General features: G+C 42.1%; 21 protein-coding genes and 3 pseudogenes. 18 read left to right on the top strand and 6 right to left on the bottom strand.

Features of this window, described 5'->3' with window-relative positions; all coding sequences use genetic code 11:
- Positions 1-711: 711 nt before the first annotated feature.
- The 6 genes and pseudogenes from NLX73_RS09795 to NLX73_RS09770 all read left to right on the top strand — a co-directional run bounded on the left by NLX73_RS09795 (position 712) and on the right by NLX73_RS09770 (position 4870).
- A complete protein-coding gene (locus NLX73_RS09795; protein ID WP_029516568.1) occupies positions 712-1389 on the top strand; it encodes a hypothetical protein in 678 nt (225 codons plus the stop codon).
- A gap of 100 nt (positions 1390-1489) precedes the next feature.
- A complete protein-coding gene (locus tag NLX73_RS09790) occupies positions 1490-1735 on the top strand; it encodes a hypothetical protein (RefSeq protein WP_165175373.1) in 246 nt (81 codons plus the stop codon).
- 572 nt (positions 1736-2307) lie between these two features.
- A pseudogene (locus tag NLX73_RS09785) lies at positions 2308-2855 on the top strand (RNA 2'-phosphotransferase).
- Between the two features lie 191 nt (positions 2856-3046).
- Positions 3047-3166, top strand: a pseudogene (locus tag NLX73_RS09780) (YunC family protein); the annotation flags it as partial.
- A gap of 439 nt (positions 3167-3605) precedes the next feature.
- Entirely contained in the window at positions 3606-4097 is a 492-nt protein-coding gene (locus NLX73_RS09775) for a stalk domain-containing protein (RefSeq protein WP_250261874.1), read from the top strand.
- 26 nt (positions 4098-4123) lie between these two features.
- The gene (locus tag NLX73_RS09770; RefSeq protein WP_254326006.1) at positions 4124-4870 is read left to right on the top strand and encodes a hypothetical protein; all 747 of its coding nucleotides are present in this window, start codon (positions 4124-4126) and stop codon (positions 4868-4870) included.
- Between the two features lie 899 nt (positions 4871-5769).
- Here NLX73_RS09770 and NLX73_RS09765 read toward each other — a convergent pair.
- Together NLX73_RS09765 and NLX73_RS09760 are read right to left on the bottom strand one after the other, a co-directional pair.
- The gene (locus NLX73_RS09765) at positions 5770-6978 is read right to left on the bottom strand and encodes an IS110 family RNA-guided transposase (RefSeq protein ID WP_254326005.1); all 1209 of its coding nucleotides are present in this window, start codon (positions 6976-6978) and stop codon (positions 5770-5772) included.
- A gap of 352 nt (positions 6979-7330) precedes the next feature.
- Positions 7331-7507, bottom strand: coding sequence for a hypothetical protein (locus tag NLX73_RS09760; RefSeq protein WP_167669709.1), 177 nt, complete (start codon positions 7505-7507; stop codon positions 7331-7333).
- 127 nt (positions 7508-7634) lie between these two features.
- Here NLX73_RS09760 and NLX73_RS09755 point away from each other — a divergent pair, with 127 nt between their 5' ends.
- The 4 genes from NLX73_RS09755 to NLX73_RS09740 all read left to right on the top strand — a co-directional run bounded on the left by NLX73_RS09755 (position 7635) and on the right by NLX73_RS09740 (position 10382).
- Entirely contained in the window at positions 7635-7844 is a 210-nt protein-coding gene (locus NLX73_RS09755) for a hypothetical protein (protein ID WP_254326004.1), read from the top strand.
- A gap of 367 nt (positions 7845-8211) precedes the next feature.
- Positions 8212-9471 carry a WXG100 family type VII secretion target gene (locus NLX73_RS09750; RefSeq protein WP_254326003.1) on the top strand — a complete coding sequence of 420 codons (1260 nt, stop codon included), beginning with the start codon at positions 8212-8214 and terminating at the stop codon, positions 9469-9471.
- A gap of 19 nt (positions 9472-9490) precedes the next feature.
- Positions 9491-9775, top strand: coding sequence for a hypothetical protein (locus NLX73_RS09745; protein ID WP_336077459.1), 285 nt, complete (start codon positions 9491-9493; stop codon positions 9773-9775).
- A gap of 304 nt (positions 9776-10079) precedes the next feature.
- On the top strand, positions 10080-10382 hold the full coding sequence (locus NLX73_RS09740) for a YunC family protein (RefSeq protein ID WP_061831876.1): 303 nt from the start codon (positions 10080-10082) through the stop codon (positions 10380-10382).
- A 151-nt stretch (positions 10383-10533) separates the two neighbouring features.
- Here NLX73_RS09740 and mtnA read toward each other — a convergent pair whose 3' ends face one another.
- Together mtnA and mtnK are read right to left on the bottom strand one after the other, a co-directional pair.
- Positions 10534-11643, bottom strand: coding sequence for an S-methyl-5-thioribose-1-phosphate isomerase (gene mtnA, locus NLX73_RS09735; RefSeq protein WP_254326002.1), 1110 nt, complete (start codon positions 11641-11643; stop codon positions 10534-10536).
- A 5-nt stretch (positions 11644-11648) separates the two neighbouring features.
- Positions 11649-12872 (bottom strand): S-methyl-5-thioribose kinase, encoded by a 1224-nt coding sequence (gene mtnK / locus NLX73_RS09730; protein ID WP_254326001.1) that lies wholly within the window; start codon positions 12870-12872, stop codon positions 11649-11651.
- 313 nt (positions 12873-13185) lie between these two features.
- On the opposite strand from mtnK, the gene NLX73_RS09725 reads away from it, so the two are divergent.
- The 7 genes from NLX73_RS09725 (at position 13186) to NLX73_RS09695 (ending at position 19922) form a co-directional block, all read left to right on the top strand.
- Positions 13186-13656 carry a Dps family protein gene (locus NLX73_RS09725; RefSeq protein ID WP_165176721.1) on the top strand — a complete coding sequence of 157 codons (471 nt, stop codon included), beginning with the start codon at positions 13186-13188 and terminating at the stop codon, positions 13654-13656.
- 453 nt (positions 13657-14109) lie between these two features.
- On the top strand, positions 14110-14892 hold the full coding sequence (sufC, locus tag NLX73_RS09720; protein WP_029516585.1) for a Fe-S cluster assembly ATPase SufC: 783 nt from the start codon (positions 14110-14112) through the stop codon (positions 14890-14892).
- Between the two features lie 23 nt (positions 14893-14915).
- Positions 14916-16220 (top strand): Fe-S cluster assembly protein SufD, encoded by a 1305-nt coding sequence (gene sufD / locus NLX73_RS09715; RefSeq protein WP_235307948.1) that lies wholly within the window; start codon positions 14916-14918, stop codon positions 16218-16220.
- Entirely contained in the window at positions 16217-17440 is a 1224-nt protein-coding gene (locus NLX73_RS09710; protein WP_190298971.1) for a cysteine desulfurase, read from the top strand. The genes sufD and NLX73_RS09710 overlap by 4 nt, the downstream gene beginning before the upstream one ends.
- Positions 17430-17852, top strand: coding sequence for a Fe-S cluster assembly sulfur transfer protein SufU (gene sufU / locus NLX73_RS09705; RefSeq protein WP_254326000.1), 423 nt, complete (start codon positions 17430-17432; stop codon positions 17850-17852). Before NLX73_RS09710 ends, sufU begins: the two co-directional genes overlap by 11 nt.
- Before the next feature lie 30 nt (positions 17853-17882).
- The gene (sufB, locus tag NLX73_RS09700) at positions 17883-19280 is read left to right on the top strand and encodes a Fe-S cluster assembly protein SufB (protein ID WP_013309556.1); all 1398 of its coding nucleotides are present in this window, start codon (positions 17883-17885) and stop codon (positions 19278-19280) included.
- 279 nt (positions 19281-19559) lie between these two features.
- Complete coding sequence (locus tag NLX73_RS09695; RefSeq protein ID WP_254325999.1) at positions 19560-19922, top strand: YmaF family protein; 363 nt, start codon at positions 19560-19562, stop codon at positions 19920-19922.
- A gap of 325 nt (positions 19923-20247) precedes the next feature.
- On the opposite strand, the gene NLX73_RS09690 is transcribed toward NLX73_RS09695, so the two are convergent.
- Entirely contained in the window at positions 20248-21087 is an 840-nt protein-coding gene (locus NLX73_RS09690; RefSeq protein WP_165176021.1) for a manganese catalase, read from the bottom strand.
- 164 nt (positions 21088-21251) lie between these two features.
- Between NLX73_RS09690 and NLX73_RS09685 the strand changes: the two are divergent.
- A pseudogene (locus NLX73_RS09685) lies at positions 21252-22006 on the top strand (manganese catalase family protein).
- 172 nt (positions 22007-22178) lie between these two features.
- Here the strand turns inward: NLX73_RS09685 and NLX73_RS09680 are convergent.
- The gene (locus NLX73_RS09680) at positions 22179-23243 is read right to left on the bottom strand and encodes an HD-GYP domain-containing protein (protein WP_254325998.1); all 1065 of its coding nucleotides are present in this window, start codon (positions 23241-23243) and stop codon (positions 22179-22181) included.
- Positions 23244-23529 lie beyond the last annotated feature (286 nt).

Here is a 23529-nt window from a genome sequence, read left to right as displayed (position 1 = left end):
ACCTAAGAATTAAGAGGCGGGAGTAATAGGAGAGTCTTCAATCAGGCTACTAACTTAGTGATATGGTTAAAGTATACGGGAAGGTACGTAAATGTTATGAAGTATGATACATACTTAAAATTATGGGAAGAACAAAATAGTCTAATGAGACTATTGTTCTGTGAAAATAAATTGTTAGACTGAAGAATAAAGCATTAGACCGTGAAAATAAAGTTGTAGACTGGCAGCCGGCATTAGCCAACGGGCAGGATAACGCAACCATTAGATGGACTTATGGTTCTCATATGATACAATTTATCCCAGAAGTATCTTCGCGGGTTCATGAAAAGCAGCGATGATGAACTAATAGGAGACCAACACAAAAAAGTGGTAGTTTTATGGATATGCAATAGTTTACTATAGGATCTTATTCCTCGGTTCGTCTAACCGATTGTAACGGAGATTCATGAAGTGCCCTGGAGAGATGGAAATAAAAGTGTTGCCTGACAATGGACATAGCGGGACTGGAAGAGCGGAAGTGACAAAGCCCATAAGCGTAGGTCACAGCTCATAATACGAACGGAGAACTATTGCTTAACCAAGAAATTACTGGAAAGTGCGGAGGATAATTTGGATCGCAATTCGCTGGAATCGAGTTGAGATTCACTTCGCAGACAACTGGTGGCACTACGCGCCGAATGGAACTTGGTACTAAAAGGAGGGGCAGGACATATGCAAGAAGAACAGGAAATATTCGCGGGCGACGGATATAACAGGTCGTACGCAATGGCTACGGGTATGCCGATTTTGAATCTTAGGGGTAGCATACCGCGTGAAAGTAACGGCCAACTACCGTTTCCGTGGGTGACAACGGGCATCAGGATTGATAAAGAACAGATGTTGGAAACCGTTATGAAGCAAAAGACACTCGAGTATTTGTTTAATATGCAATTCAGTAAGGAGGAAATGACCGACCGCAATTTGGTTGTAGGCTGTTATGAATACAGGAATCCAAATGACAAGGAACAAATAATGCTATATGCGCTGGTTTCGTTGAAGGAATTTCTCGCGAGATACGGCGATGAACGGGCATTGGAGATTCTGATGCGAGTTGGCTGCACATACGAGAAGATTATGGAGGAATGTGATGAAGCCATTAAAGAACACTTTGCAGTGTTGCGCCGGTCACTTCATTTAAAGAATTTGAGGGACAAATATGATGTCGTTTACGAGTGGAGTGAAGAGGAAGGGGTAAAGACGTACATAATCAGATACACCAAATCGAGTTATACGAAGATTAAAGCTAAATCATTCGAAGAGTTGACCAAACTCTATGATGAGCAACGGAAGAAGGATGCGAAGAAGACGTTCGCGACTCTGGAACCGTTAGAAGCATTTATGCAAGCCTAAGAAAACCGCCCCTTTACGGGGCGATTATTCAACATTTCATCGAACGAAGATTCGAGGAATATCCAGCGATAGAGAGGATTCTCGACAGTCGCATCGGAAATTGCTGACCCGTACGCCAGATATGGTCGAATGGGGACTGATGGAAGACGTTGATCCAGCCGATTATTTCGGCAAAACCATAGAGGTAGAACGATTTAAGGCGATTGGAAGCCTAGCGATTCAGGGAGAAATTATCGCCTGGGCGTTTCTTACTGACGGCAGCCGATCGGCAGGACCGAAAGGGTTGTGGTTATCAACGGGGATGGCATGTTCTCGCTCCCCAGTGGCAAGCCGCTGCAGAGTATAAGTGGCAAGTCCTTCGAGGCGTGGCAGCGCGACTGGCTGGATCGGTACGGCGGATGACAAGAACCTCATCTTATATCAAATAAACTTTATCAAAACAGCCAGTCTTATCGCATGAAATAATTTTGCACCACTTGTTACGCTAACAGAGAACGTTAGTTCAATAAACCAGCGGCAGTCTAAGACTTTATTTTCAGGTCCTTGACTGCCGCTGGTTTTATATTTGGGTCAGTCTAAAACTTATTATTCCAAGATTGACGATTTAGCAATTCAGAATCAGCTTAGGACCAACAAATCCAGTCTAAATCTTTATTTTCATCGGACAACTATTAGAGAGGAGGGATTTAAGAATCAGAAATTTTTTATCATGGATTTGATAAGAGGTATTTTCGGTTATTTTCATTGTGGCTGGGACTTGCAAAAATATTGAGGCTTATAACAGATACAGTCTAAGAGGTTTTTTGATTGGAGCTACATCTTTCCTTATCGGAGGTTTGGGGCTTTACTTCACAAGGCGCTATGAATCATCGGATAGGTTATTATAGATAGACAAATATTTTATTAAAGGAGTATACAATGTTAACACCAAAACAAGAAGAGAGCCTCAGTAAGTTTATGAGTAAGATTCTGAGACATACACCAGAACAGTTTGGTTTGAGATAGACCATGAGGGTTATTGTGACATTCAAGACCTGATTCAAGGGATAAGATCAGAGAATAGATGGGCCGATGTTAGTGAGTTGGGTATCAAGCAAGTAGTAAACTATTGTTCAAAGCAAAGTTATGAGATTGTTAATGGGTACATAAGAGCTAATTATGGTCACAGTACAGACAGGTTAGATTATAAGGAGGCTACTCCACCAACCATTCTCTATCATGGTACAAACACAAAGGTAATCCATAATATTTTCAATGAAGGAATTAAGCCAATGGGTAGAAAGTATGTACATCTGTCGGAATCCCTTGAGTTTGCAATTTTAGCAGGCAAAAGACGTGGGGAACTAGTGATCCTCGAAGTAGACACAGAAAAGGCATTAGCTAATCAAGTGAAGTTTTATAAAGCCAACCATGGTGTTTGGCTTGCCAACCTTATATCCCCACAGTACTTAAAGAAGCTTGAATAAAGTGTAAACCTAGAACATTAAATGATAAAGGGACTAGATGGAATGATTCGTCTAGTCTTTTTGATATAGCATGTTTTGCTATACATAAATAATCCTCCTATATTTTGAACGTATCCACGAGCGTCCACACTTACCCGCAAATGCCGCATAAAATATCCCGGGTAAACAAAGAGGAGGTGCATGTAATAACCATGATACACATGGAGCCCGTACAAGTGGGTGAGCATACATTTATCGGAGTCGAGGTCAAACTGCCTAAAACAACGCTGCTGACTATCTCCAACTCCCGTGGTTACATCATGTGTGGTGCGTCTAAGATGCGGCTATTTCAGGGGATATAAAATTTTCTTTATTTAAGCCTTAAAGTCAAGCGGGACAAGCTTTCATAGCAATTTTCAATGTACTGATCTGTACTGATTTATTCTATTAAAATCTTATAAATGACTGAATTTTGTGACCGCATTTGTGACTTTTTGAAGGGGGACAAGCATGTGACTGTGCATTTTACTCCTGTGAGGTCAGATCAAATGGTTAATTGAGTTGATCCAAGGTATGGGGGGGTATAAATGATTTTCGAAGAATGATGGATTCATTGAACTTAAATGCTGGCCTTAAAACGACATGAGAGCATATAAGGGTTATGCGAGTATGAAGAGTCAACATCAAAAAACTATACTCGAACAAGTGTGATAACATAAGGTATATTGTTCCTATTGCTAAAGGTTTATTTTATAGAAAAGAGTGATACAAATGAAGGATAAAGTTAAAGGTTTATTATTGGGTGTTGCAATCGGCACTATGTTTACAGGTGGTTCAGTATTGGCTGCAAACTATAAAGGCGTAGATGTGGTTTTTAAAGATATACAAATTTATGTTGACCAAGTTAAAAAATCAAGCAATTCAGCAATTATCTATGATGGTACTACATATATTCCTGCAAGAACAGTAAGTAAAGCTTTAGATAAACAGGTTTCCCTAGATGGAAATAACCTATATATCGGAAAGCAGCCAACTAATAAGAATATTACTAAAGCTCAAGCTGTTAAACTCGTCAAAGAAAAATATTTCCCTAAGGCACCTTCTCAATTAACTATTGAGGTTGATAATACTGAGGGCAACACATATCTTATACACGCGTATGAAGTTGTAATTGATGATCCTAACACTGGAGCAGGACATACAGCAACATGGGGATGGTACTATGTAGATATGAAATCAGGCAAAGTTACATCAATGTACTAATCAAGTAACTAGTAAAGGGAGATATTATGAATTTTCAAATACCTATTTATTGGGGTTCATATTTCATTTCTATTCCAATAATAATTGCGACTGTGTGGACTGCATTAAAGTTCTTTTCAAAATCATATGTGAATCAACAATTTAATAAATTACTTGAGACACATAAACATGAACTACAAATATTAATGGAAAACAATAAATTTGATTTACAAAGGAAAATGCTTGATTTTAATTTGTTTACCACTAAAAAACACGAAGTTTATACTAAATTATTTAATCTTTATCTTGTTGCTGAAGGCCGTGCAAGGGGGATAGATGGATATGAGTACCCTGATTTTAAAAAATATAGCAAATCTGAAATTAAGGAATATTTAACGAGTTTGAATATCCCAAGTGTAGACATACAAAATTTCGTGGATAATTGGACGTCAGAAGACGCACATATTATTGCAGACCATATTATTGATTATTTGAAGAAATTAGAAATAAAGAATGCTATTAAGTGTCAACAGGATGCTAAAAATTATTCACTATTCTCTGGGCTATATTTATCCGAAAAGGTTGCAGTAATCTCTAAAGAACTATCACAAAATTTAGGAACATACAGCAATGATCTTAATATAATTCATAATTTCACAATGTCTCAATCTGATAGGGACCGTATTGTCGCAGAAATGAGGGATAAAGAAAACAAGATCGAGGAACTCATCGCTTCTTTAAAATATGAGTTGCAACAAGAATTATCAATAGGATATTATAAAATTTCAGAATAAACGTCATGGTTCAAACTTTCTATAATAAGGCTTGCGAAAGACAATTAAAACACCAATTTTACCATCCAGTTGCCCCCATATTGACGGTAACTGGATTTTTTTGTATCAAAATACGACGACATCGACGTATTTGAGCAGTTTGGACTGTACTTTGATATTGAGAAGCGGATGGACCAATGGTCCATCTAGAATAATGGCGATCAAAGCGCTGGTCGTTTTGTCCAGCGGTCAATGAAGGATGTTGCTGAGCCAATTGGAGAAAATGAAATCAACATTGGACAAAATTTTGCCGGAAGTAATTCACCAGTATAACAATCACTACTATGTGAATTGAGAAGCTTCTAGGAAAATTTTGGGGAATTTATTGGTGTCCTAACTGAATACTTAAACAATTTCAGTATTAGGCTACTAAGTTAAGCTTAGGACGTTCAAATGGGGGGGGGGCAACTTTGGACTGTCCTGTAAAGTAGTAAAGGGTACGGAAAATTTTCCGGGGGGTCATAGCTGGTGATATAGTTTATATAACAAAATGGGTGTTATCAAGTTTCACCTCAAGTGAATATCAAATTGTAATGTCGTCACTATTCCATGTCACCAAGTGACACGATTCCTACTCCGCGAAATCGCGGAAAATTCATTCATGAGTGAGGGAGTAAAATTGCGCTGGCCTATTTTGTCTCTAGCTGGACAGAATTGTTGAATGTAACGTTTTCGTTACAACTTGATGTCCGTTGACAATAAAGTTGTAGACTGGTCACTGGTATTAAGCTATACCAGCTAATAGCTTGTCAAGATTACCAGTAAAGTGATTCTAAATCATGTGGTATAGTTAAAATGAGCATGCCAAATAACCCTCCAATTTCCGTTGTGTCTTGGAAGGTTATGCCAATAATAATCTTTTAAATTGGACGAAATTCCTTTTTGTTTTTCAAGATTGCATAGAGCCAATGGACGAGCTTATTTGCACATGCGATTAGAGCTACTTTATGTGGTTTTCCTTCTGCTCTCTTGAGATCATAGAACGCTTTGATTCGCATTTTTCGGGAGCGTATAAGCCCACACTGGACAGCCATTACCAGTGCGTAACGCAACTGCCTGGAACCACGTTTCGTGATTCGATTTCGAGTTGCTGTAAATTTACCGGAAGCAAAGACACTCGGGTCAATGCCTGCAAAAGCCACTAACTTTTTAGGATGATCAAATCGGTCGACTTCTCCAATTTCAGATAAAATTGTTGCAGCAATTTTATGCCCAATACCGGGAATCGACTGAATTAATTCATACTCTTCAATTTCTTCAGCCAGAGCATCTATGTTCTGTTCCAGTTCAGCAAGCTGCTCTTGGTACTGAAGAATAAGGGGAATAAGAACTTTCAAATTGATTAAGTGGCTTGCATACATGGTTTGCTGAAATGGGTTTTGCTTTGCCGCGTCTAGCAGTCGCTGAACCCGTTGGTTAATCCAGCCCTCTGAACGCCCCCGTTTCGAAGAAAGTAGTTCTTTCATCTTAGCTTTGAGTGTAATTTCATCCGTCTGCAAAACTGAATATGAGGTTGGAAATTTACTTAAAAACCGTAGTGAAATACGGGAATACATAGCTCCAAAGACGCCTTTGTAAGCTGGGAAAACCTGATCTAAAACGGCTTGGAATTGCAGCTTCGTCTGTACACACATCTTTGAAAGGGACTCATACTGTCTTGTAAGATAGCGCAGATTGAGAAGTTGCACACCTCTTTTCTTAAAAGGTTCAAACTCTTCCTTGTAGTACAACTCTCCCAATAGGTAAGCGTCCGCAGCATCCGTCTTTACTTTACGAAGTTGAGACTTTCTAAGCCGATTTGAGATGAGCGGATTAATGACAATGTAAATGTAGTGATGTTCTTCTAGGAACTGAACAACGGGACTTTGGTAATGGCCGGTTGCTTCTAGAATAAGTAGAGGACGTAGTCTGGATGCAGTCTCAACATCCTTCAAAACTTGATGTAAATTTGCTAGGCCATCACGAGTGTGCTCGAAGTGGAATGTCCCTCTGAAGGGCTTTTCGCGCGCTAAAAAGGCTTGTCCATGACTTTCTTCTTTTGAAATATCTAGACCGACAACTGGATTCATTTCATCTCTCCCTGTAAGTTTAGATTCCCCGGCATCCCTAAGGTTCTTCTTGTCGCTCCATAGCATCGCTTGTTATACGGGATCTTACGTCCCAACCAGCCTCAATCATGGTCATGACAAGTAGGGCGAACACTATAGCGCTCGGGATCAAGTCCCACGGGCAGGTACGTTCGACCAGGCTACCTTAATCCTCTATGCAAATGAAAAAAGGATCAACCAGAAAGAACTGGTTGATCTCATAATACGAACGGGCAGTTTAGTTGAACAAGATAAGTAGAGGTTTTATGTCGCATTTGACGCAAACTGTGAAGGAGGAAGCTGGGAAAATGATAGCTAAGTGTAAAGTGTTGAGTTAACTATCCAGCTTGTTTGTTGATGTCTTTAATGTTTGTGCAGCCTCATCGAGATAGATATCTAAAAAAGTACCATCAGTAAATTTAATAACCACAGCATTAGTAGTGATGGCGACATCTTCAATCGTCCTACCTTTAAGTTTTTCAGGTATAACTTTGAAATTAGTCGATTCCACATTCGTCAAATCCTTTCATTGATTACACATCTTAGTAATGTAGAATTTGTTAACGGTCTCATTATAGTACTATCTGAAATAATAAAAATGATATGTTATTGTAAACAATTGACTGGAGGTGTGCTGGATGGATATAGGTGAATTAGTACAGTATTTAAATCGGATGAGTTCTAGCATAAGTGAAATAGGGGATAAAACTAGTGCAGGTTTACAGGACATTGAAACTAGATTGAGCAACTTAGATAGCACTCTTACTATGACTAATGTTTTGCTCATTGTTCTAATTATTGTTATTGCCATAAATACATTTCTAAAATGGAAAAATTCAAAGAATTAATTATCAGCTCATTAAATATGTTCATACATGAATGCCCCTATACATGCCAGAAAGTTGCGGCGATCTGGTTAGGGGCATATTCTTATGGATTGAGTATAGAAGCTACTAGTACATGAAAAAGAATACGAGCCTAAAACACAATTAAGTATTGCTCAAGAAATTAGCACAACCAAGCAACAACTACATAATTATAAAAACTTCTAACACTCATTTCTGAGTTTTAGGATATGGTTTTCGTTACAACTATAAGGCCTTTAGACGTAGGTAGAAAGGTTAATCCTTCACATAACAATTAGGAATTAAGATGGTTTTCCATAAATTTGAATAGTGTTATTATGTCATAACGAACTCACACTAGAGGTATATTATGACAACCATTAAAGTGACACCAGAACAGCTTATGTCTGTCTCCAAGCAGTTTGAGTTAGCACAGCAAACGGCAACTCAAATGAATAGTAACTTAGTACAACAAATTTCATCTATGGGGCAATTGTGGGAAGGACTGACTAAAGAGCACTTTTACTATTCCTTCCAAACCTCTCAGAAGAATATGAATGACTTTGTTACCTTGACGGATTCTATTGCTAGGGAATTACGTCACCATGCAGATAAATTCAGATTAGCAGATTTGATGGAAGCAGGTAACATTGACGCAAGTTGTTTACCACCTCCACCTAATTCATGTGCTGTTCCTGCTCCAGATACACGAAATGCATTCCAGAAATCAGTAGATAGCTTAACTGAACTAGGTCAGGATTTTGTAGACGCTAATTCAGTGCGCTATGAGAAAAAGTTTGATTCAGTTTGGAGCTTCTTAGATTATATGTCCTATGGTATTCCAAAAGGAATGTATCAAGGATACATGGAACGGGCAGCTAAACAAAACGATTCATGGAATGACATGCTCAATTTCGGTACATTTGGAGTAACGGGTATGATTCAGGGAGCATTTAATCCTACCAATGCGTGGTCAAAGGAACACTGGGCTAATATGATCGGTACTGCTGGATTACTTGGAGGAGTTAGTTCAGTAATTAAACCTAAAATTGGGTTATCGGGGTCTGTAAAATATACTCCGTTAAAAGATGGAACTACCCGAATAATAGAAGGTGCGGACAATACAAGAAAAATTATAGATACTAATGGTCTGCGTAATGAAGTGCCTTTAACTGAAGCACAAATTGGAAGTTTAACTCAGTATGCAAAAAAAATAGGAATGCCAGAAGAAAATATCCGTGTAGCGGGGCCTAATGATACTTCTCCTACAGGATTATTATTCGATACGATTCTTAATATAAATAATGATGTACTTCCTTCTAATGCCACAGGTAAATTAGCAGCTAATAGCCGGATTACTGGTCATGGAACAATAGCTCATGAAGTTGTCGGGCATTATGAAGCAGGACTAGCCGGAAAATCCTTTCAAGTTATGGATGATGAATTTAATGTTATAACTAGGAACTTTGCACTTGACGAAGCTCAAGCAAGTATCCGAGCTGCAAGATTTGCTCCTGACTTGACTCAATTAGAAAGAATCATGCTTTTAAGAGATGGAATTACTAGATTAAAAAACGAAGGTATCAAAATTAGGGAAGTTAAAGATATACTGTTCATACATGAACGTTAGTTAGAATGGAGATGTTCTTTTGGAGATTATGAAGTTAGACGATATCATTAAAACACCCAATAAAGGAATTATTTTAGTTGGAACAAATATTGAATTAGATAAGCCGGATTATACCAATTTGAAAAGTTTGATAGGTTCAAAAATACAAGTAGATAAGTTAGATGGGACGAAATGTGAACTGGACGTATTGGATATTAGCATTTCTTTTTCCATTGCTAACCTTCCACTCATTGGTATTAGTGTAAAGGATTCGGAAAATATTAAAGATATAAAAAAGGGGACAAAAGTAGTGCAATTACTGTAGATTTATAATGTATTGCGATTTTCATAAAATAAATTAAGGCATCTGAAAAAGTGGAGTATGCGAATCGCATACTCCTATCTTTATTTATAGTGTTGTAAATATAAACAATGAACTTACGCCTACAAAATATTTAAACAACTAAACGAAAAGAACATTGTACTGAATTTTGCCCAAAGTTAGGAGGCCCCCTCGAGTTATAGTTATTCACCATGATATTTTGAACGTATCCACGAGCGTCCACACTTACCCGCAAATGCCGCATAAAATATCCCGGGTGAACAAAGAGGAGGTGCATGTAATAACCATGATACACATGGAACCCGTACAAGTGGGTGAGCATACATTTATCGGAGTCGAAGTCAAACTGCCTAAAACAACGCTGCTGACTATCTCCAACTCCCGTGGTTACATCATGTGTGGTGCACTGGATGTTGGACTGCTCAATGAGCGGCTGGCGGATCGGAAAATTCTTGCCGCACGAGCTGTGGGGGTAAAAACGCTGAAAGAATTGTTGGAAGCGCCGATGGAATCGGTGACGACAGAAGCGGAGCAGCTGGGGATTAAGCCGGGGATGCCAGGCTACGAAGCATTATTGAAACTGGTGTAATGAAGCCTATGTGCACATGTTGTATAAAAGTAGAGGAACAAGAAACGAAAAAAACCGGACTTTTTGGCTCCGGTTTTTTTCTATAAAAAGTTTTATTCTATCGAGTAGAATCATTTGACTTATATACGAACTATATAACCTGCAAGAACAATTAATCGGCAAACAAATTAGTCAGGTTCTCGCTAAAAGGTGCTTGTACAATTCCTTTTTCGGTAATGATGGCGGTAATGTACTCATGAGGTGTAACGTCGAAAGCTGGGTTGTAGACTTTGATGCCCTGCGGGGCGGTCCTTTTACCAAAGCTTTCGGTAACTTCCTCCGCAGAACGCTCCTCGATCGGAATATCTGCGCCTGTTGCGGTCTGCAAATCAATGGTAGATAGTGGAGAAGCGACATAAAAAGGAATGCCATGCGCCTTCGCTAGCACAGCTAGGCTGTAGGTACCGATTTTGTTGGCGACATCGCCATTAGCAGCGACTCTATCTGTGCCGACAATAACGGCCTGTACCCATCCTTTGGACATCACCATGCCCGCCATATTGTCGCAGAGCAGGGTGACATCAATGCCTGCCTGCTGAAGCTCGAAAGCAGTCAGGCGCGCACCTTGCAGCACGGGGCGAGTTTCGTCGGCAAATACTTTGAGGTGGATGCCGTTCTCCTGCGCAAGGTACATCGGCGCGAGCGCTGTTCCGTATTTGGCTGTCGCCAATCCGCCTGCATTGCAGTGAGTGAGTACGCCCATCCCGTCCTCGAACAGAGGTAAAGCATGGATGCCGATCTGGCGGCATACTTCTTCATCTTCTGCCTGAATGGCTATGGCTTCACGCTCCAGCCCGGCATTCCAGTCTTCGACCTGACCTCCGCTAGCTTCAACGATGAGTTCCCCGGCCCGCTTCTTCATGCGGTCCAGGGCCCAGAAGAGGTTCACTGCCGTCGGCCGTGAAGTAGCCAAATGTCCGCACACGGCGTGTACATTCTGCAGCCACTCAGCAGCGTCGGTGCCGTCGTAGGAGGTAGCTCCTAGCACAACGCCGTAGGCCGCAGCCATCCCGATGGCGGGCGCACCGCGTACCTTCATCGCATGGATGCCATCCCATACTTCATCGGCCGTGAATAAATCCAGCATGACAATGGTTTCGGGTAGCAGACGCTGATCCAGCATGGACAAATGGTTACCTTTCCACACCAGCGAAGATAGAGCCTGACTGGACACTTCAGTTTTCCCAGAGGTTACGGGTGCCGAATCTTTTTTTTCACTCATATTCATTAAGCTCCTTTAGTTTGGGCAGCTGTTGCTGTCCGAACAATGTCTCCCAGTTCCCGAATCGAATGAAGCTCGCGATTGCGAAGAACCAAGGATTTACCGATAGATAACGCCAGACGTTCCGCAGCTTCCTTGATAGCAGGATCGGCAATGGTGTCGATATCTGCCACATGCGACAGGCTGATGATACGGCGAATCACTTTGCACCCTGCAAAACCAATCGTATCTTGCAGTACTTTCTGGAGATACAAGTCCTGATATCCTGCTGTACGTGCCATATGATCGGTGACATGCTCGTCCCACAGTTTGCGGAACCTACCCTCAAACTGCTCCCATACCTGAATGGCAGTCTCCAGAAGCCAGTCACGTCTTTCCTTTAGAGCTTTCTCGCCAGAGGTCCATCCGGGTTGTGCTGCGTAGTTCAACAGCAGATTGGCGATCACCGCTCCGATGTCAAAGCCCATGGGTCCGTAGTAGGCAAATTCAGGATCAATGACTTTAGTCGATTCGGTCGTTACGAAAATGCTGCCAGTATGAAGGTCACCGTGCAGAAGCGCTTCGGTTCGTGTCAAAAACTTTTCTCGCAGCAAAGCCACTTCCAAGTGAAGCACTTGATCTGTACGTAGCGCCTTTGCTTCGTCTTCGATGTAGGCACCATAGTTGTTATTATCTGAGAACCGATACGGTTCATCCAGAATCAGATCTTCAGTTATTTTGCAGAGATCTGGGTTGATAAAGCGCTTAACCAGATCTTTTTTGTCCTGCTGATTCATGCCCAAATCTGAGGTGAAGAAGAGCGTGCGTGCCAGAAACTCCCCAATATGATTAGCGAAATATGGATAGGTGTTTCCTTCTATTAGTCCCTTGCGCATGATGGTGTGTGAGCTAAGATCCTCCATCACGGTCAACGCAAGCTCATCGTCATACGCCAGTACCGCAGGAACCAATTCTGGGCAAATATGGTGTTCCTGCTGAAGTGCCTCGCGTTCAATACGGGCACGATCCAGTGAAAGCGGCCAGGATTCACCCACAATTTTTACATAGGGAAGTGCCTGCTTGGCAATAATACTTTTGTTAGATTCAGAATCCGTAATGTGAAAAACCAGATTTAAGTTACCATCACCGATTTCTCGGCATTCCAGACGGGCTTCCTGACTAAAAAATCCGGGGATGTTCTTCACGAATTCGATTGCTTCTTCAGTCGTTAAAGGATGATATTGGGACAACGAAGTCACCTCCATAAATTGTGCGCATGTAAATAGTTAAAAAATATCACAAGATTAAACCAAGTATTTTGATAGGATAGAGAAAGTATAACGAAAAACATTGAAGTTTTGTACATTTTTTTTATGGGGATTGAAAGAGGAAGAAAGGAGTACTCTTCTTTTTGTTTCGACTCCGTATAGTAAGGGTAAATATGAAACAGACGTCCGGCAGGTGATATTAGGATGCCCGCTGGCGTCTTACCGTCAGTAATGACGGTGATGGATACGTAAACGTTCCTGAAAATCAATTTGATGAAAAAGGAAGGGATTTATGATGGCTAAAACAACAAGTAACTCGAAAAATACGCAAACAAAGTCGGTGGAGGAACTTTTAAACCGTCAAGTCGCTAACCTCAATGTGTTATATGTAAAAATTCATAACTATCACTGGTATGTGAAAGGCTCCAGTTTTTACACACTCCATGTTAAATTTGAAGAGTTATATAATGAAGTGACATTGAAAATGGACGAGATCGCCGAGCGCCTGCTTGCGTTGAAAGGTTCTCCTTCCGCAACGTTGAAGGAATATCTGGAGCTGTCCTCGATTCACGAGGCAAATGGCAATGAAGATGCTCCGAAAATGGTGCAAACCCTGATCGAGGATTTTGCGACTATATGCGAGGAGTTTCAGGAAGGTATTGAACTGGCAGAAAGCAATTCCGACCAGCCTACTGCAGATTTGCTGATCGGCTATAAAGCGGATCTGGAGAAACATATGTGGATGCTTCGCTCTTATCTGGGCTAACTCAGCAGGATTTCGCTAATCGCCCAATGCTTAGTTCTGGGAATTTGATTCCACATTCATAGAGATCGATTTGCGTTCTGAAAATAAACCCTTTACATGTAAAACGCTACTGACGTCATGCTGTCAGTAGCGTTTTTATGGCTAAAAAGAGATCATTCACCTCATGTTTTTAGTACAAATTTATAATAATATGGCCATTCGTAGGATATATTTTGCCATTTGTGTGCTTGGTAGGGTGAACATTTTATGAAGAAAGTTGGATAACGTGTGTCTGTTGGTTGCACCCTCCAAGATATTTATTATAAAATAACTTGAGAATCATTGAGAATCAGTTTAGAATGATTATAAATAAATTTTTAAATATTATGTTTGCTTGAAATCAGGGGGCTCCCCTGTTTAAATATACTTTCTGATTTCGACACCACACTACAATTTTTGGAGGGTATTGCGAATATGGCTACAAACTTTAAGATTGAAGGTCTCAAAGCGACCATTGAAGGCAAGGAAATTTTGAAAGGTATTAACCTCGAAATGAAGGGCGGAGAAATCCATGCCATCATGGGTCCTAACGGAACGGGTAAAAGTACATTGGCGTCTGCTTTGATGGGTCATCCTAAATATGAAGTCACAGATGGCAAAGTAACTTTGGATGGAGAAGACGTGCTGGACATGGAAGTGGATGAGCGTGCACGTGCGGGATTGTTCCTGGCCATGCAGTATCCGAGTGAAATTGCAGGGGTAACGAACTCCGACTTTTTGCGTAGTGCAATCAACGCACGTCGTGAAGAAGGACAAGAGATTTCCCTGATCAAGTTTATCCGTCAAATGGAAAGCAAAATGAAGGAGCTTGAAATGAATCCTGAGTTTGCTCACCGTTACCTGAACGAAGGCTTTTCTGGTGGTGAGAAAAAACGGAATGAAATTTTGCAAATGATGATGATTGATCCGAAAATTGTCATTCTTGACGAAATCGACTCCGGTCTGGACATCGATGCTTTGAGAATCGTGGCTAACGGTGTGAACGCCATGCGTTCCGAAGATCGTGGCTTCCTCGTGATTACTCACTACCAACGTCTGTTAAACTACGTTAAACCAGATTATGTACATGTGATGATGCAAGGACGTATCGTTAAATCCGGTGGTCCTGAGCTTGCTGAGCGTCTGGAAGCAGACGGTTACGACTGGATTAAGGAAGAGCTGGGTATCGTTGATGAAACTGTAGGACAAGAGGCGTAAGCCGGAAGCGAGGAGGAAAACTGATGACTACACAAACAATCCTTCCGGTAGATTCCGAGCAACTGCGTGTTCTGTCCGAACGTAACGGCGAGCCGTCTTGGCTGGCAGAAGACAGACAAAAAGCACTTGAGCTTGCAGGCAAACTGGAGCTTCCGGTATTTGAAAAAACAAAAATCGAACGTTGGAATTTAAACGATTACGGTCAACATAAACAGAGCGAGGCCATTGCATCGCTAGAGCAGGTTCCTGCAGCCATTGCTGATCTGGTCAAAGAGCAGCAGGAGGGCGGTCTGATTATTCAGCGCAACTCCGGCGCGGTATACGTGAAGCTGAGCGAGGAACTGGCGGCGCAAGGCGTTATTTTCACGGATTTGCAAACGGCGGTTAAGGAACATGCAGATTTGGTTAAAGCTCATTTGAACACAGTCATTAAGGCTGAAGAAAATTCATTGTCTGCATTGCATGCAGCACTTTGGAACGGTGGAGTATTTGCTTATGTGCCTAAAAACGTAGAGCTGAACGTTCCGCTTCAGGCTGTTTTCCTGACGGATGATGCGACTGCAACGTTTGCGCCGCATGTGCTGCTTATTGCCGAAAGCCATAGTTCCGTGACGTACGTAGACAATTATGTATCTGCGGATTTGGCGGCACCTGTTCTTCATAATGGTGCGGTAGAAGTTGTTGCGAATGCAGGAGCTAAAGTACGTTATGCGACAGTGCATCAGTTTGGAGAGCAAGTAACGGATATTTCGATTCGTCGTGCCACGTTGGGAAATGACGCAGCTATCGAATGGATTGTGGGCGAAATGAACAACGGTAATACAGCGAGCAATACCATGTCTGTGCTCAAAGGCAATGGCTCCAACTCGGATGCCAAGATCATTGCTGTAGGTTCCGGCTCACAAAAGCTGAACTATACGACACAAGCACAGCATTTTGGTAAAAATTCCGCTAGTCAGATGATCACGCGCGCAGTTATGCGTGAAGAAGCGTCTTCCATCATTAACGGAATTACAAAAATTGAAAAAGGTGCTACCAAAGCAGACGGTCAGCAAACGGAACGTGTTCTGATGCTCAGTCCGAAAGCGCGTGGTGATGCTAACCCAATCCTGCTGATTGATGAAGATGATGTAACGGCAGGTCACGCAGCCTCGGTTGGTCAGGTTAACCGTGAACAAGTGTATTACTTGATGTCCCGCGGGATTAGCCGTGCAGAAGCTGAACGTCTGATTATTTATGGCTTCCTGGCACCTGTCGTATCTGAAATTCCGCTCGAAGGACTTCAACATCAGCTGCAGAGCCTTGTTGAAAGGAAGTTAGGCCAATGAATACTGCATTGATCCGTGAACAATTCCCGATTTTACATCAGGAGATTAACGGTCATCCGCTGGTTTATTTGGATAATGCGGCCACTTCGCAAAAACCGCTGGCGGTCATCGAGGCGATCAAGCACTACTACGAATATGATAATTCAAATGTTCACCGTGGTGTGCATACCTTGGGTAGCCGCGCAACGGATGCTTATGAAGGTGCGCGGGAGAAGGTAGCCCGCTTTCTGAATGCAAAGCGCAGTCAGGAAATTATTTTTACAAGAGGAACAACAACGGCGCTGAATCTGGTCGCTTCTTCCTATGGCAGGGCTAATTGCCAGGCAGGTGATGAAATTGTCATCACACAAATGGAGCATCACAGTAATCTGATTCCGTGGCAACAGGTAGCCAAAGCCACAGGCGCGACTTTGAAATATATTCCACTTCAAGAGGATGGTAGCGTTGATCTTGCTGATGTGGAGAATACCATTACAGAGAACACTAAAATTGTAGCGATTGCGCATGTCTCCAATGTGCTTGGTGTTGTGAACCCTGTCAAAGAGATTGCAGCTATTGCGCATCGCAAAGGCGCAGTCATCGTTATAGACGGTGCACAAAGCACACCACATATGAAAGTAGACGTGCAAGACATCGATGCTGACTTTTATGCCTTTTCGGGTCACAAAATGTGTGCTCCTACTGGGATCGGAGCACTGTACGGCAAGAAGACGCTGCTGGAAAACATGGAGCCGATTGAGTTCGGCGGTGAAATGATCGACGATGTAGGATTGTATGAATCCACGTGGAAGGAGCTGCCTTGGAAATTCGAAGGTGGAACCCCGATTATAGCCGGAGCCGTTGGCTTGGGAGCTGCCATTGATTTTCTGGAAAGCATCGGACTGGATGCCATTGCGCAGCATGAAAGCCGTCTGGTAGACTATGCTCTCAAACGTCTCCGTGAAGTGGAGGGGTTGACGATATACGGACCGGCTGAACGTCATGTCGGGCTCGTAACATTCAACCTGGATGATGTGCATCCGCATGATGTAGCTACTGTACTGGATAGCAAAGGGGTGGCTGTACGTGCAGGCCATCATTGCTGCCAGCCATTGATGCGCTGGTTGAAGGCCAGTGCGACTGCACGTGCCAGCTTTTACCTCTATAACACGGAAGAGGAAGTCGACGCTTTGGTCAGCGCCTTAATCCAAACAAAGGAGTATTTTGGCGATGCAACTTGATGACTTGTACCGACGCGTGATTATGGATCATTATAAAAATCCGCGCAATCGCGGACGTTTTGAGGAAGATGCCGTTACGGTGGATTTGAATAATCCTACGTGTGGTGACCGGATTTCTCTTCAACTCAAAACGAAAGACGGCGTGGTCGAAGATGCCCGTTTTACTGGCGAAGGCTGCTCGATTAGTATGTCCTCAGCTTCGATGATGACAGAAGCGGTCAAAGGAAAAACGATTGATCAGGCACTGGATATGGCGAGCCGCTTCTCTTCTTTAATGAAGGGAGAAGCCGTCGAATTCAATGATTATGAAGAATTGGAAGCTTTGTCAGGCGTTAATAAGTTCCCGGCCCGCATCAAATGTGCAACACTGGCTTGGAACGCGCTGCGCAAAGGGATTGATGAAGATAAATAATTTAAATAGAACAGAGGAGGTTTGAGAAACATGGCCAAGAAAGCACCGGAAATGGAAGAGTATAAATATGGCTTTCGTGACGAGCACAAGTCCATTTTCCAAACAGGTAAGGGTCTCACTCCGGAAATTGTAAAGGAAATCTCCAAAATTAAGGATGAGCCAGAATGGATGCTGGAGTTCCGTCTGAAAGCACTGAAACAGTTTGAAAAAATGCCAATGCCAAACTGGGGCGGAGATATGGATGAACTGGATTTCAACGATATCCAGTACTATGTAAGACCTTCCGAGAAACAAGGGAAGACATGGGAAGAAGTTCCGACGGAAATTAAAGAAACCTTTGATAAATTGGGTATTCCTGAGGCGGAGCAAAAGTTTTTGGCTGGTGTATCCGCACAGTATGAATCGGAAGTTGTCTACCACAGTATGCAAAAGGAACTGGAAGATCAGGGCGTTATTTTCATGGATACCGATACGGCGTTGCGTGAGCATCCTGAGATTCTGAAAGAGTATTTTGCAACAGTTGTACCTCCTGCGGACAATAAGTTTGCAGCACTGAACAGTGCGGTATGGTCAGGCGGAAGCTTCATCTATGTACCAAAAGGTGTGAAATGTGAAGTTCCATTGCAGGCTTACTTCCGTATTAACTCGGAAAACATGGGTCAATTCGAGCGTACGCTCATTATTGCTGACGAAGACAGCTTTGTGCATTATGTAGAAGGCTGTACGGCTCCAATTTACAGCACGAACTCGCTGCATAGTGCGGTGGTGGAAATTATTTGTAAGAAGAACGCACGTGTTCGTTATACAACGATCCAGAACTGGGCACCAAACATCTATAACCTGGTAACCAAACGTGCGGTTGCGGAAGAAAATGCAACGATGGAATGGGTCGATGGTAACATCGGTTCCAAGTTGACGATGAAGTATCCAGCCGTTGTATTGAAAGGCCGTGGAGCGAAAGGTATGGTCTTGTCCATCGCTGTTGCAGGCAAAGGTCAGCATCAGGATGCAGGTGCGAAAATGATTCACTTGGCACCAGACACCACCTCCACAATTGTATCCAAGTCGATCAGTAAGCACGGCGGTAAAGTAACGTATCGCGGATTAGCTTCATTCGGTCGTCAGGCTCAAGGTGCAAAATCGAATATCAAGTGTGATACGTTGATTTTGGATAATCAATCAACTTCAGATACTATTCCTTATAATGAAATTATGAATGACGACATCACGCTTGAGCACGAAGCAACAGTTTCCAAGGTATCGGAAGATCAGCTGTTCTATCTGATGAGCCGTGGTTTGACTGAAGCAGAGGCAACGCAAATGATCGTTATGGGCTTTATTGAGCCGTTCACCAAAGAACTGCCGATGGAATATGCGGTAGAGATGAATCGTTTGATCAAGTTTGAAATGGAAGGTTCCATCGGTTAAAACGCAGTAATCCTTGGCGTGACAAGGTTCTTAAGGTAATCTAAAGCTGTTAAATTGGAGTCGTGCCGATTTGTGCTGACTCGGATTTTCTCTAGTATAAAAGGCGAACTTTTTAAGTTCGTCTTCTTTTATTTTTTCTGTGATGCCTAAGTCCATAAGCCTTCTTTCTACTACATAAAAAAATTTATGCTTAGGACTGCAGATACTTGCCTAGCACTTATGTATGTTTGCTTAATAAGATGTTGTGAGTGACATAAACATAAGGAGGCATGCCAACAGATGCAGAAGAATAAAGCTGGAGTGAAGAAGAAACCCCTCTCTTCTAAACAGACACAGAGACATGTACATGAATTTGAAGGTAGCACCAAACTGGCTGAAGAAGGTGCAGACCGACATAACCACCGCTTTGCAGGTGTTACTGGGCAAGCGATTCGATTTGGAAGAAGTCATGTCCATGAAATCGATCTTACAAAAACTGATTTCGTGAACCACTTTCATAATCTGAGAAGGATTAGGACAGGGCCCGCTATTCCAGTCGGAAATGGCAAGCACGTACATTTTGTTACGGGCCAAACCACATTAAATGATGGTCATGTACACCAGTTTAATTTTGCAACATTGATTCAGGCACCTCTTATTTAATGAACGCTGGTTTGACCGAAGCTGAGGTAACACAAATGATTGTTATAGACAGCTGCTCATAAAGAATGAGAGCATCGTCTTCGATTTTTCGGTGATGTGTAAATTACTCGAAATAAATCAAAAAGCTCTGCTAACCATAAATGGTCGGCAGGGCTTTTTAGTCTTACATTGATTCTGTACTTCTTGATTAATGACCGTCTATGATTTTATGCCTTATGATAAGCCGCCTTATTCGAATTTTAAGTATATATTTTTTGTTTCATTTTTATGGTCAGTGTCACCAATTAGCAATCTTTAATGTTGGGACAGCTCGTCTGCTACTTGTTTATTTATCTGAAGTTTTATGGTCTAAGTCATGATGTAATTCGGTTGCTGGTATTTTGGCACTATAGATTTGACCTTTGGCAACAGGGTTAGAGATGTATACATAGCTCCCGCTTCCATCCGGCGCACTTCCTGTAGCCCACAAACCTTCACTAGATTCTTCGCCTTCAGACAAATTCCAAAACTCATAAGCTTCAGGCTGAGACTCTTGCTCTGCTTCAGGAGGAAAAGAAGCTGGGACCACAACACCGTTTTTTTCTTCTAATTCTTGGATTGCCGCCATCCATTGATATTGGTGATAGCGGTCACGTGCTAGCATTTTCCGTAGTGTAGCTCTGACGCTTTCATCTTGTGTCATATGATATAGCCTTGCTACCTGCAATCGACCCTGACTCTCTGCGTGCAAATTGGACCGCATATCCGCCAATAGGTTGCCACTTGCGACGATATAAGAGCCGTTCCATGGAACTCCATTAGAATTACTAGGTAATCCGCCAAGACCGCTGACCAGCAAGTGCTGCGGGTTAATTCCCCCCATAATGGCAGCTGTAACAGGGTCTTTTGCAGCTTGTTCTTGATCTTCTGGTTTAGCTCCATCAAGTAGTTGACTAATTAAAGCACACAGCATCTCCACATGCCCTACTTCTTCAGTTCCAATGTCCATTAGCATATCTTTATATTTTTCCTCACCGCGGCAGTTAAACCCTTGAAATAAGTATTGCATCATCACGGTCATTTCTCCAAATTGCCCTCCCAAAACTTCTTGTACCTGCCGGGCAAAAAGAGGATCAGGACGCTCAACTTTCACTTCAAACTGCAACTCTTTTTGATGTCTAAACATAATTACTCCTCCTATAGTTAAAGCAGCTTAGTGAATTCTAACTGTATTTAACCTTTTCAAGATGTAATAAAACGAGGATCAGCATAACAACAATCTGATAGGAGTCTTTACATTTAACTATCTGTTTGTTTGGTTTGTATAAAAATTATTAAAGAGGGAAGCATATGTTTGATAAGCCCGACCCTGCTGCTGCTAAAGTGATTCAAGAAGTATTAGGTGGTCGCTTCGGAGAAATGCGTACCATGATGCAGTTTTCTTTCAAAGTAATAATTTTCGTGGTAATGCTGTGCAGTATAGGGATTTGATACGGCTGGCTCAGGCGCAGACCAAGCCGGCGATGCCGGAATTGATCATGCTCCTTTAGATGAGGCGATAAAACACGCAAATCCTCATCATTTTATTATGGGAGCTCAAAGTTCCTTACCTGTTGATGCAAGTGGAAATCCTTGGCTAGGTAGTTATGTTTATTCCCACGGCAATCTGATTAGTGATTTGCTTGATAATCTCGTACTCGAATCTACAGGGGTTCTGCAAAAATCCCGAATTTACGAAATGAGCTCGAACAAAACATTCCGGGAAACGTTGGCTTTTTTGATTGTGCGGGATAATGCTCATCAAAATGCGTTTGCTAAAGCTTTAGAGACACTTGGAGTTGATTGGGAGAAAATTGTTCCCGGTTCCAAACTACGATATTAACAAGTATCCAGAATGCCGGAAGTATGTTGAAATGGGCTTTCACAATGCACAGTTTAATTTTCGATTGGATTCTACCCGTATTGGAGAAATATTCAATGGGCAAACTCCAAGCAGAAACGGTGGGGATTTGAGTGTAGTGGATCCTCCAGAAGGTTTTCCTCTTCCGTATATGCCTGAATTGCCTAATGAACATAGCCCAGGTCTACATGATCTTAACACTTAGGTTTAAACAAATAAGTAAGGATAGTAACTAGGTTAATGTCCGTAACATAAAAAGAGGCTGTCCTTCGTAAAGAACCTACGAATCAAGGACAGTCTCTTTTTATTCGCGTAGCCTGTGCTTCGGCAAAACATTTCGTTCTACCGAAGTAACGCCGGGAGGCAGTAGTAGCGGATCAGGATTCCAAATAAATTTCATCAATGGATACATGGCGTTCTCTAGACAAATCTACATATTCATCATCGTTAATTCTCACTAAGGGTCTGAAGTAATCAGCAGGATTGTTGAGAATAATCGTTCCTGTCTGACCTGTAGTCAGCAGAACCTGCTTATTAATGAAATTAGGAAGCATGTGTCTGATGAACACTTGGGTAGCTTCTGGGTTTAGATGTCCAAAACTCATGCTGTGCAGCTCACGTAATACGGTGAGCAGCTCCTGCTTCGTCTGGTACACACGATTGGAAATCATCGCGCTATACACGTCGGCAATAGCTGTTATGCTGGCAAAAGGATGAATATCTTCCTTGAACAGTCCATGGGGATATCCACTTCCATCTTCACGCTCGTGATGCTGCAGGGCGACAATTGCAGAAATCTCATCGCTGGTTGAATTGCGAATAATATCATAGCCATATAGCGAATGTTTTTTCATCTCATGGAATTCTTCGGGTGTCAGTTTATCCGGTTTGTTCAAAATTTCATCCGGTATCATGGACTTGCCTATATCATGTAAATATCCAGCTTTACCGGCGGCATATGCTTCTTCTTCCGTATATCCAAGCCATGTGGCAATGTAATATGACAGTACGCCTACTTGGAGAGAATGATTATAGGTATAGTGATCTCCCCGTTCCATAATTAATAGCAGAGATACGACATCTTTTTGACGAGCCAGCTCTGAAACGAGAGGGCCGAACAGCTCATCCACTCGATATTCATCAAATTTGCCAGTTGAGGAGGCTTCGAGAAACATGCTTTCAAAGCCACTGATCGTCTGCTCCATGAGAGGAACGGCACGTTTGAGGGACTCGGGGGAAGCTGGGACATCGGGGGCAAAGTCAACCGGAATGCTCGCTGAACCGGCATCAATGTCGATATAATCGACACCGTGCATAATGAGTTTGGAAATATCGTCATGCTGTAGCTCGGTGCCCTGAATCATGACAGGTACACCGTGCCCATTGTATGTATCGGATTTGAGGCGATCTCCCGGCTTGGCATCGGTAACGTGTACTCTCATGCGCTAACCTCCTTATTGTCGTAAATTTGTCGAAAATACGAAACAAACTTAATATATCAAGAATTAAATGGGATGACAACGACTAATTTACTATTATTCCAAGCTGTAAAATAGGTCCCAGGAACCCGTTTCCTATCAGATACCTACAGTAGATAACGTCAATACTTTTCACTATGTTTATGATTTGAGATTGCCCAGAGACTACAACGAAGCTTAAGGACTATGTCCACTCATATGTACCATATTGCTAAATAACATGGTATGCTTAAACATTAGAAGCTCCAAA

This window comes from Paenibacillus sp. CH40 (assembly GCF_024213605.1).
GTDB lineage: Bacteria > Bacillota > Bacilli > Paenibacillales > Paenibacillaceae > Paenibacillus > Paenibacillus polymyxa_B.
Note: the sequence above shows the minus strand (reverse complement) of the source record. Positions and strands in the feature narration are given on the sequence as shown.

Excerpts from the sequence above, each read along its gene's own strand:
- NLX73_RS09795 (WP_029516568.1), top strand. The coding sequence starts at position 712 with ATGCAAGAAGAACAGGAAATATTCGCGGGCGACGGATATAACAGGTCG.
- NLX73_RS09775 (WP_250261874.1), top strand. The coding sequence starts at position 3,606 with ATGAAGGATAAAGTTAAAGGTTTATTATTGGGTGTTGCAATCGGCACT.
- NLX73_RS09770 (WP_254326006.1), top strand. The coding sequence starts at position 4,124 with ATGAATTTTCAAATACCTATTTATTGGGGTTCATATTTCATTTCTATT.
- NLX73_RS09765 (WP_254326005.1), bottom strand. The coding sequence starts at position 6,978 with ATGAATCCAGTTGTCGGTCTAGATATTTCAAAAGAAGAAAGTCATGGA.
- NLX73_RS09755 (WP_254326004.1), top strand. The coding sequence starts at position 7,635 with ATGGATATAGGTGAATTAGTACAGTATTTAAATCGGATGAGTTCTAGC.
- NLX73_RS09750 (WP_254326003.1), top strand. The coding sequence starts at position 8,212 with ATGACAACCATTAAAGTGACACCAGAACAGCTTATGTCTGTCTCCAAG.
- NLX73_RS09740 (WP_061831876.1), top strand. The coding sequence starts at position 10,080 with ATGATACACATGGAACCCGTACAAGTGGGTGAGCATACATTTATCGGA.
- mtnA (WP_254326002.1), bottom strand. The coding sequence starts at position 11,643 with ATGAGTGAAAAAAAAGATTCGGCACCCGTAACCTCTGGGAAAACTGAA.
- NLX73_RS09725 (WP_165176721.1), top strand. The coding sequence starts at position 13,186 with ATGGCTAAAACAACAAGTAACTCGAAAAATACGCAAACAAAGTCGGTG.
- sufC (WP_029516585.1), top strand. The coding sequence starts at position 14,110 with ATGGCTACAAACTTTAAGATTGAAGGTCTCAAAGCGACCATTGAAGGC.
- sufD (WP_235307948.1), top strand. The coding sequence starts at position 14,916 with ATGACTACACAAACAATCCTTCCGGTAGATTCCGAGCAACTGCGTGTT.
- NLX73_RS09710 (WP_190298971.1), top strand. The coding sequence starts at position 16,217 with ATGAATACTGCATTGATCCGTGAACAATTCCCGATTTTACATCAGGAG.
- sufU (WP_254326000.1), top strand. The coding sequence starts at position 17,430 with ATGCAACTTGATGACTTGTACCGACGCGTGATTATGGATCATTATAAA.
- sufB (WP_013309556.1), top strand. The coding sequence starts at position 17,883 with ATGGCCAAGAAAGCACCGGAAATGGAAGAGTATAAATATGGCTTTCGT.
- NLX73_RS09695 (WP_254325999.1), top strand. The coding sequence starts at position 19,560 with ATGCAGAAGAATAAAGCTGGAGTGAAGAAGAAACCCCTCTCTTCTAAA.
- NLX73_RS09690 (WP_165176021.1), bottom strand. The coding sequence starts at position 21,087 with ATGTTTAGACATCAAAAAGAGTTGCAGTTTGAAGTGAAAGTTGAGCGT.
- NLX73_RS09680 (WP_254325998.1), bottom strand. The coding sequence starts at position 23,243 with ATGAGAGTACACGTTACCGATGCCAAGCCGGGAGATCGCCTCAAATCC.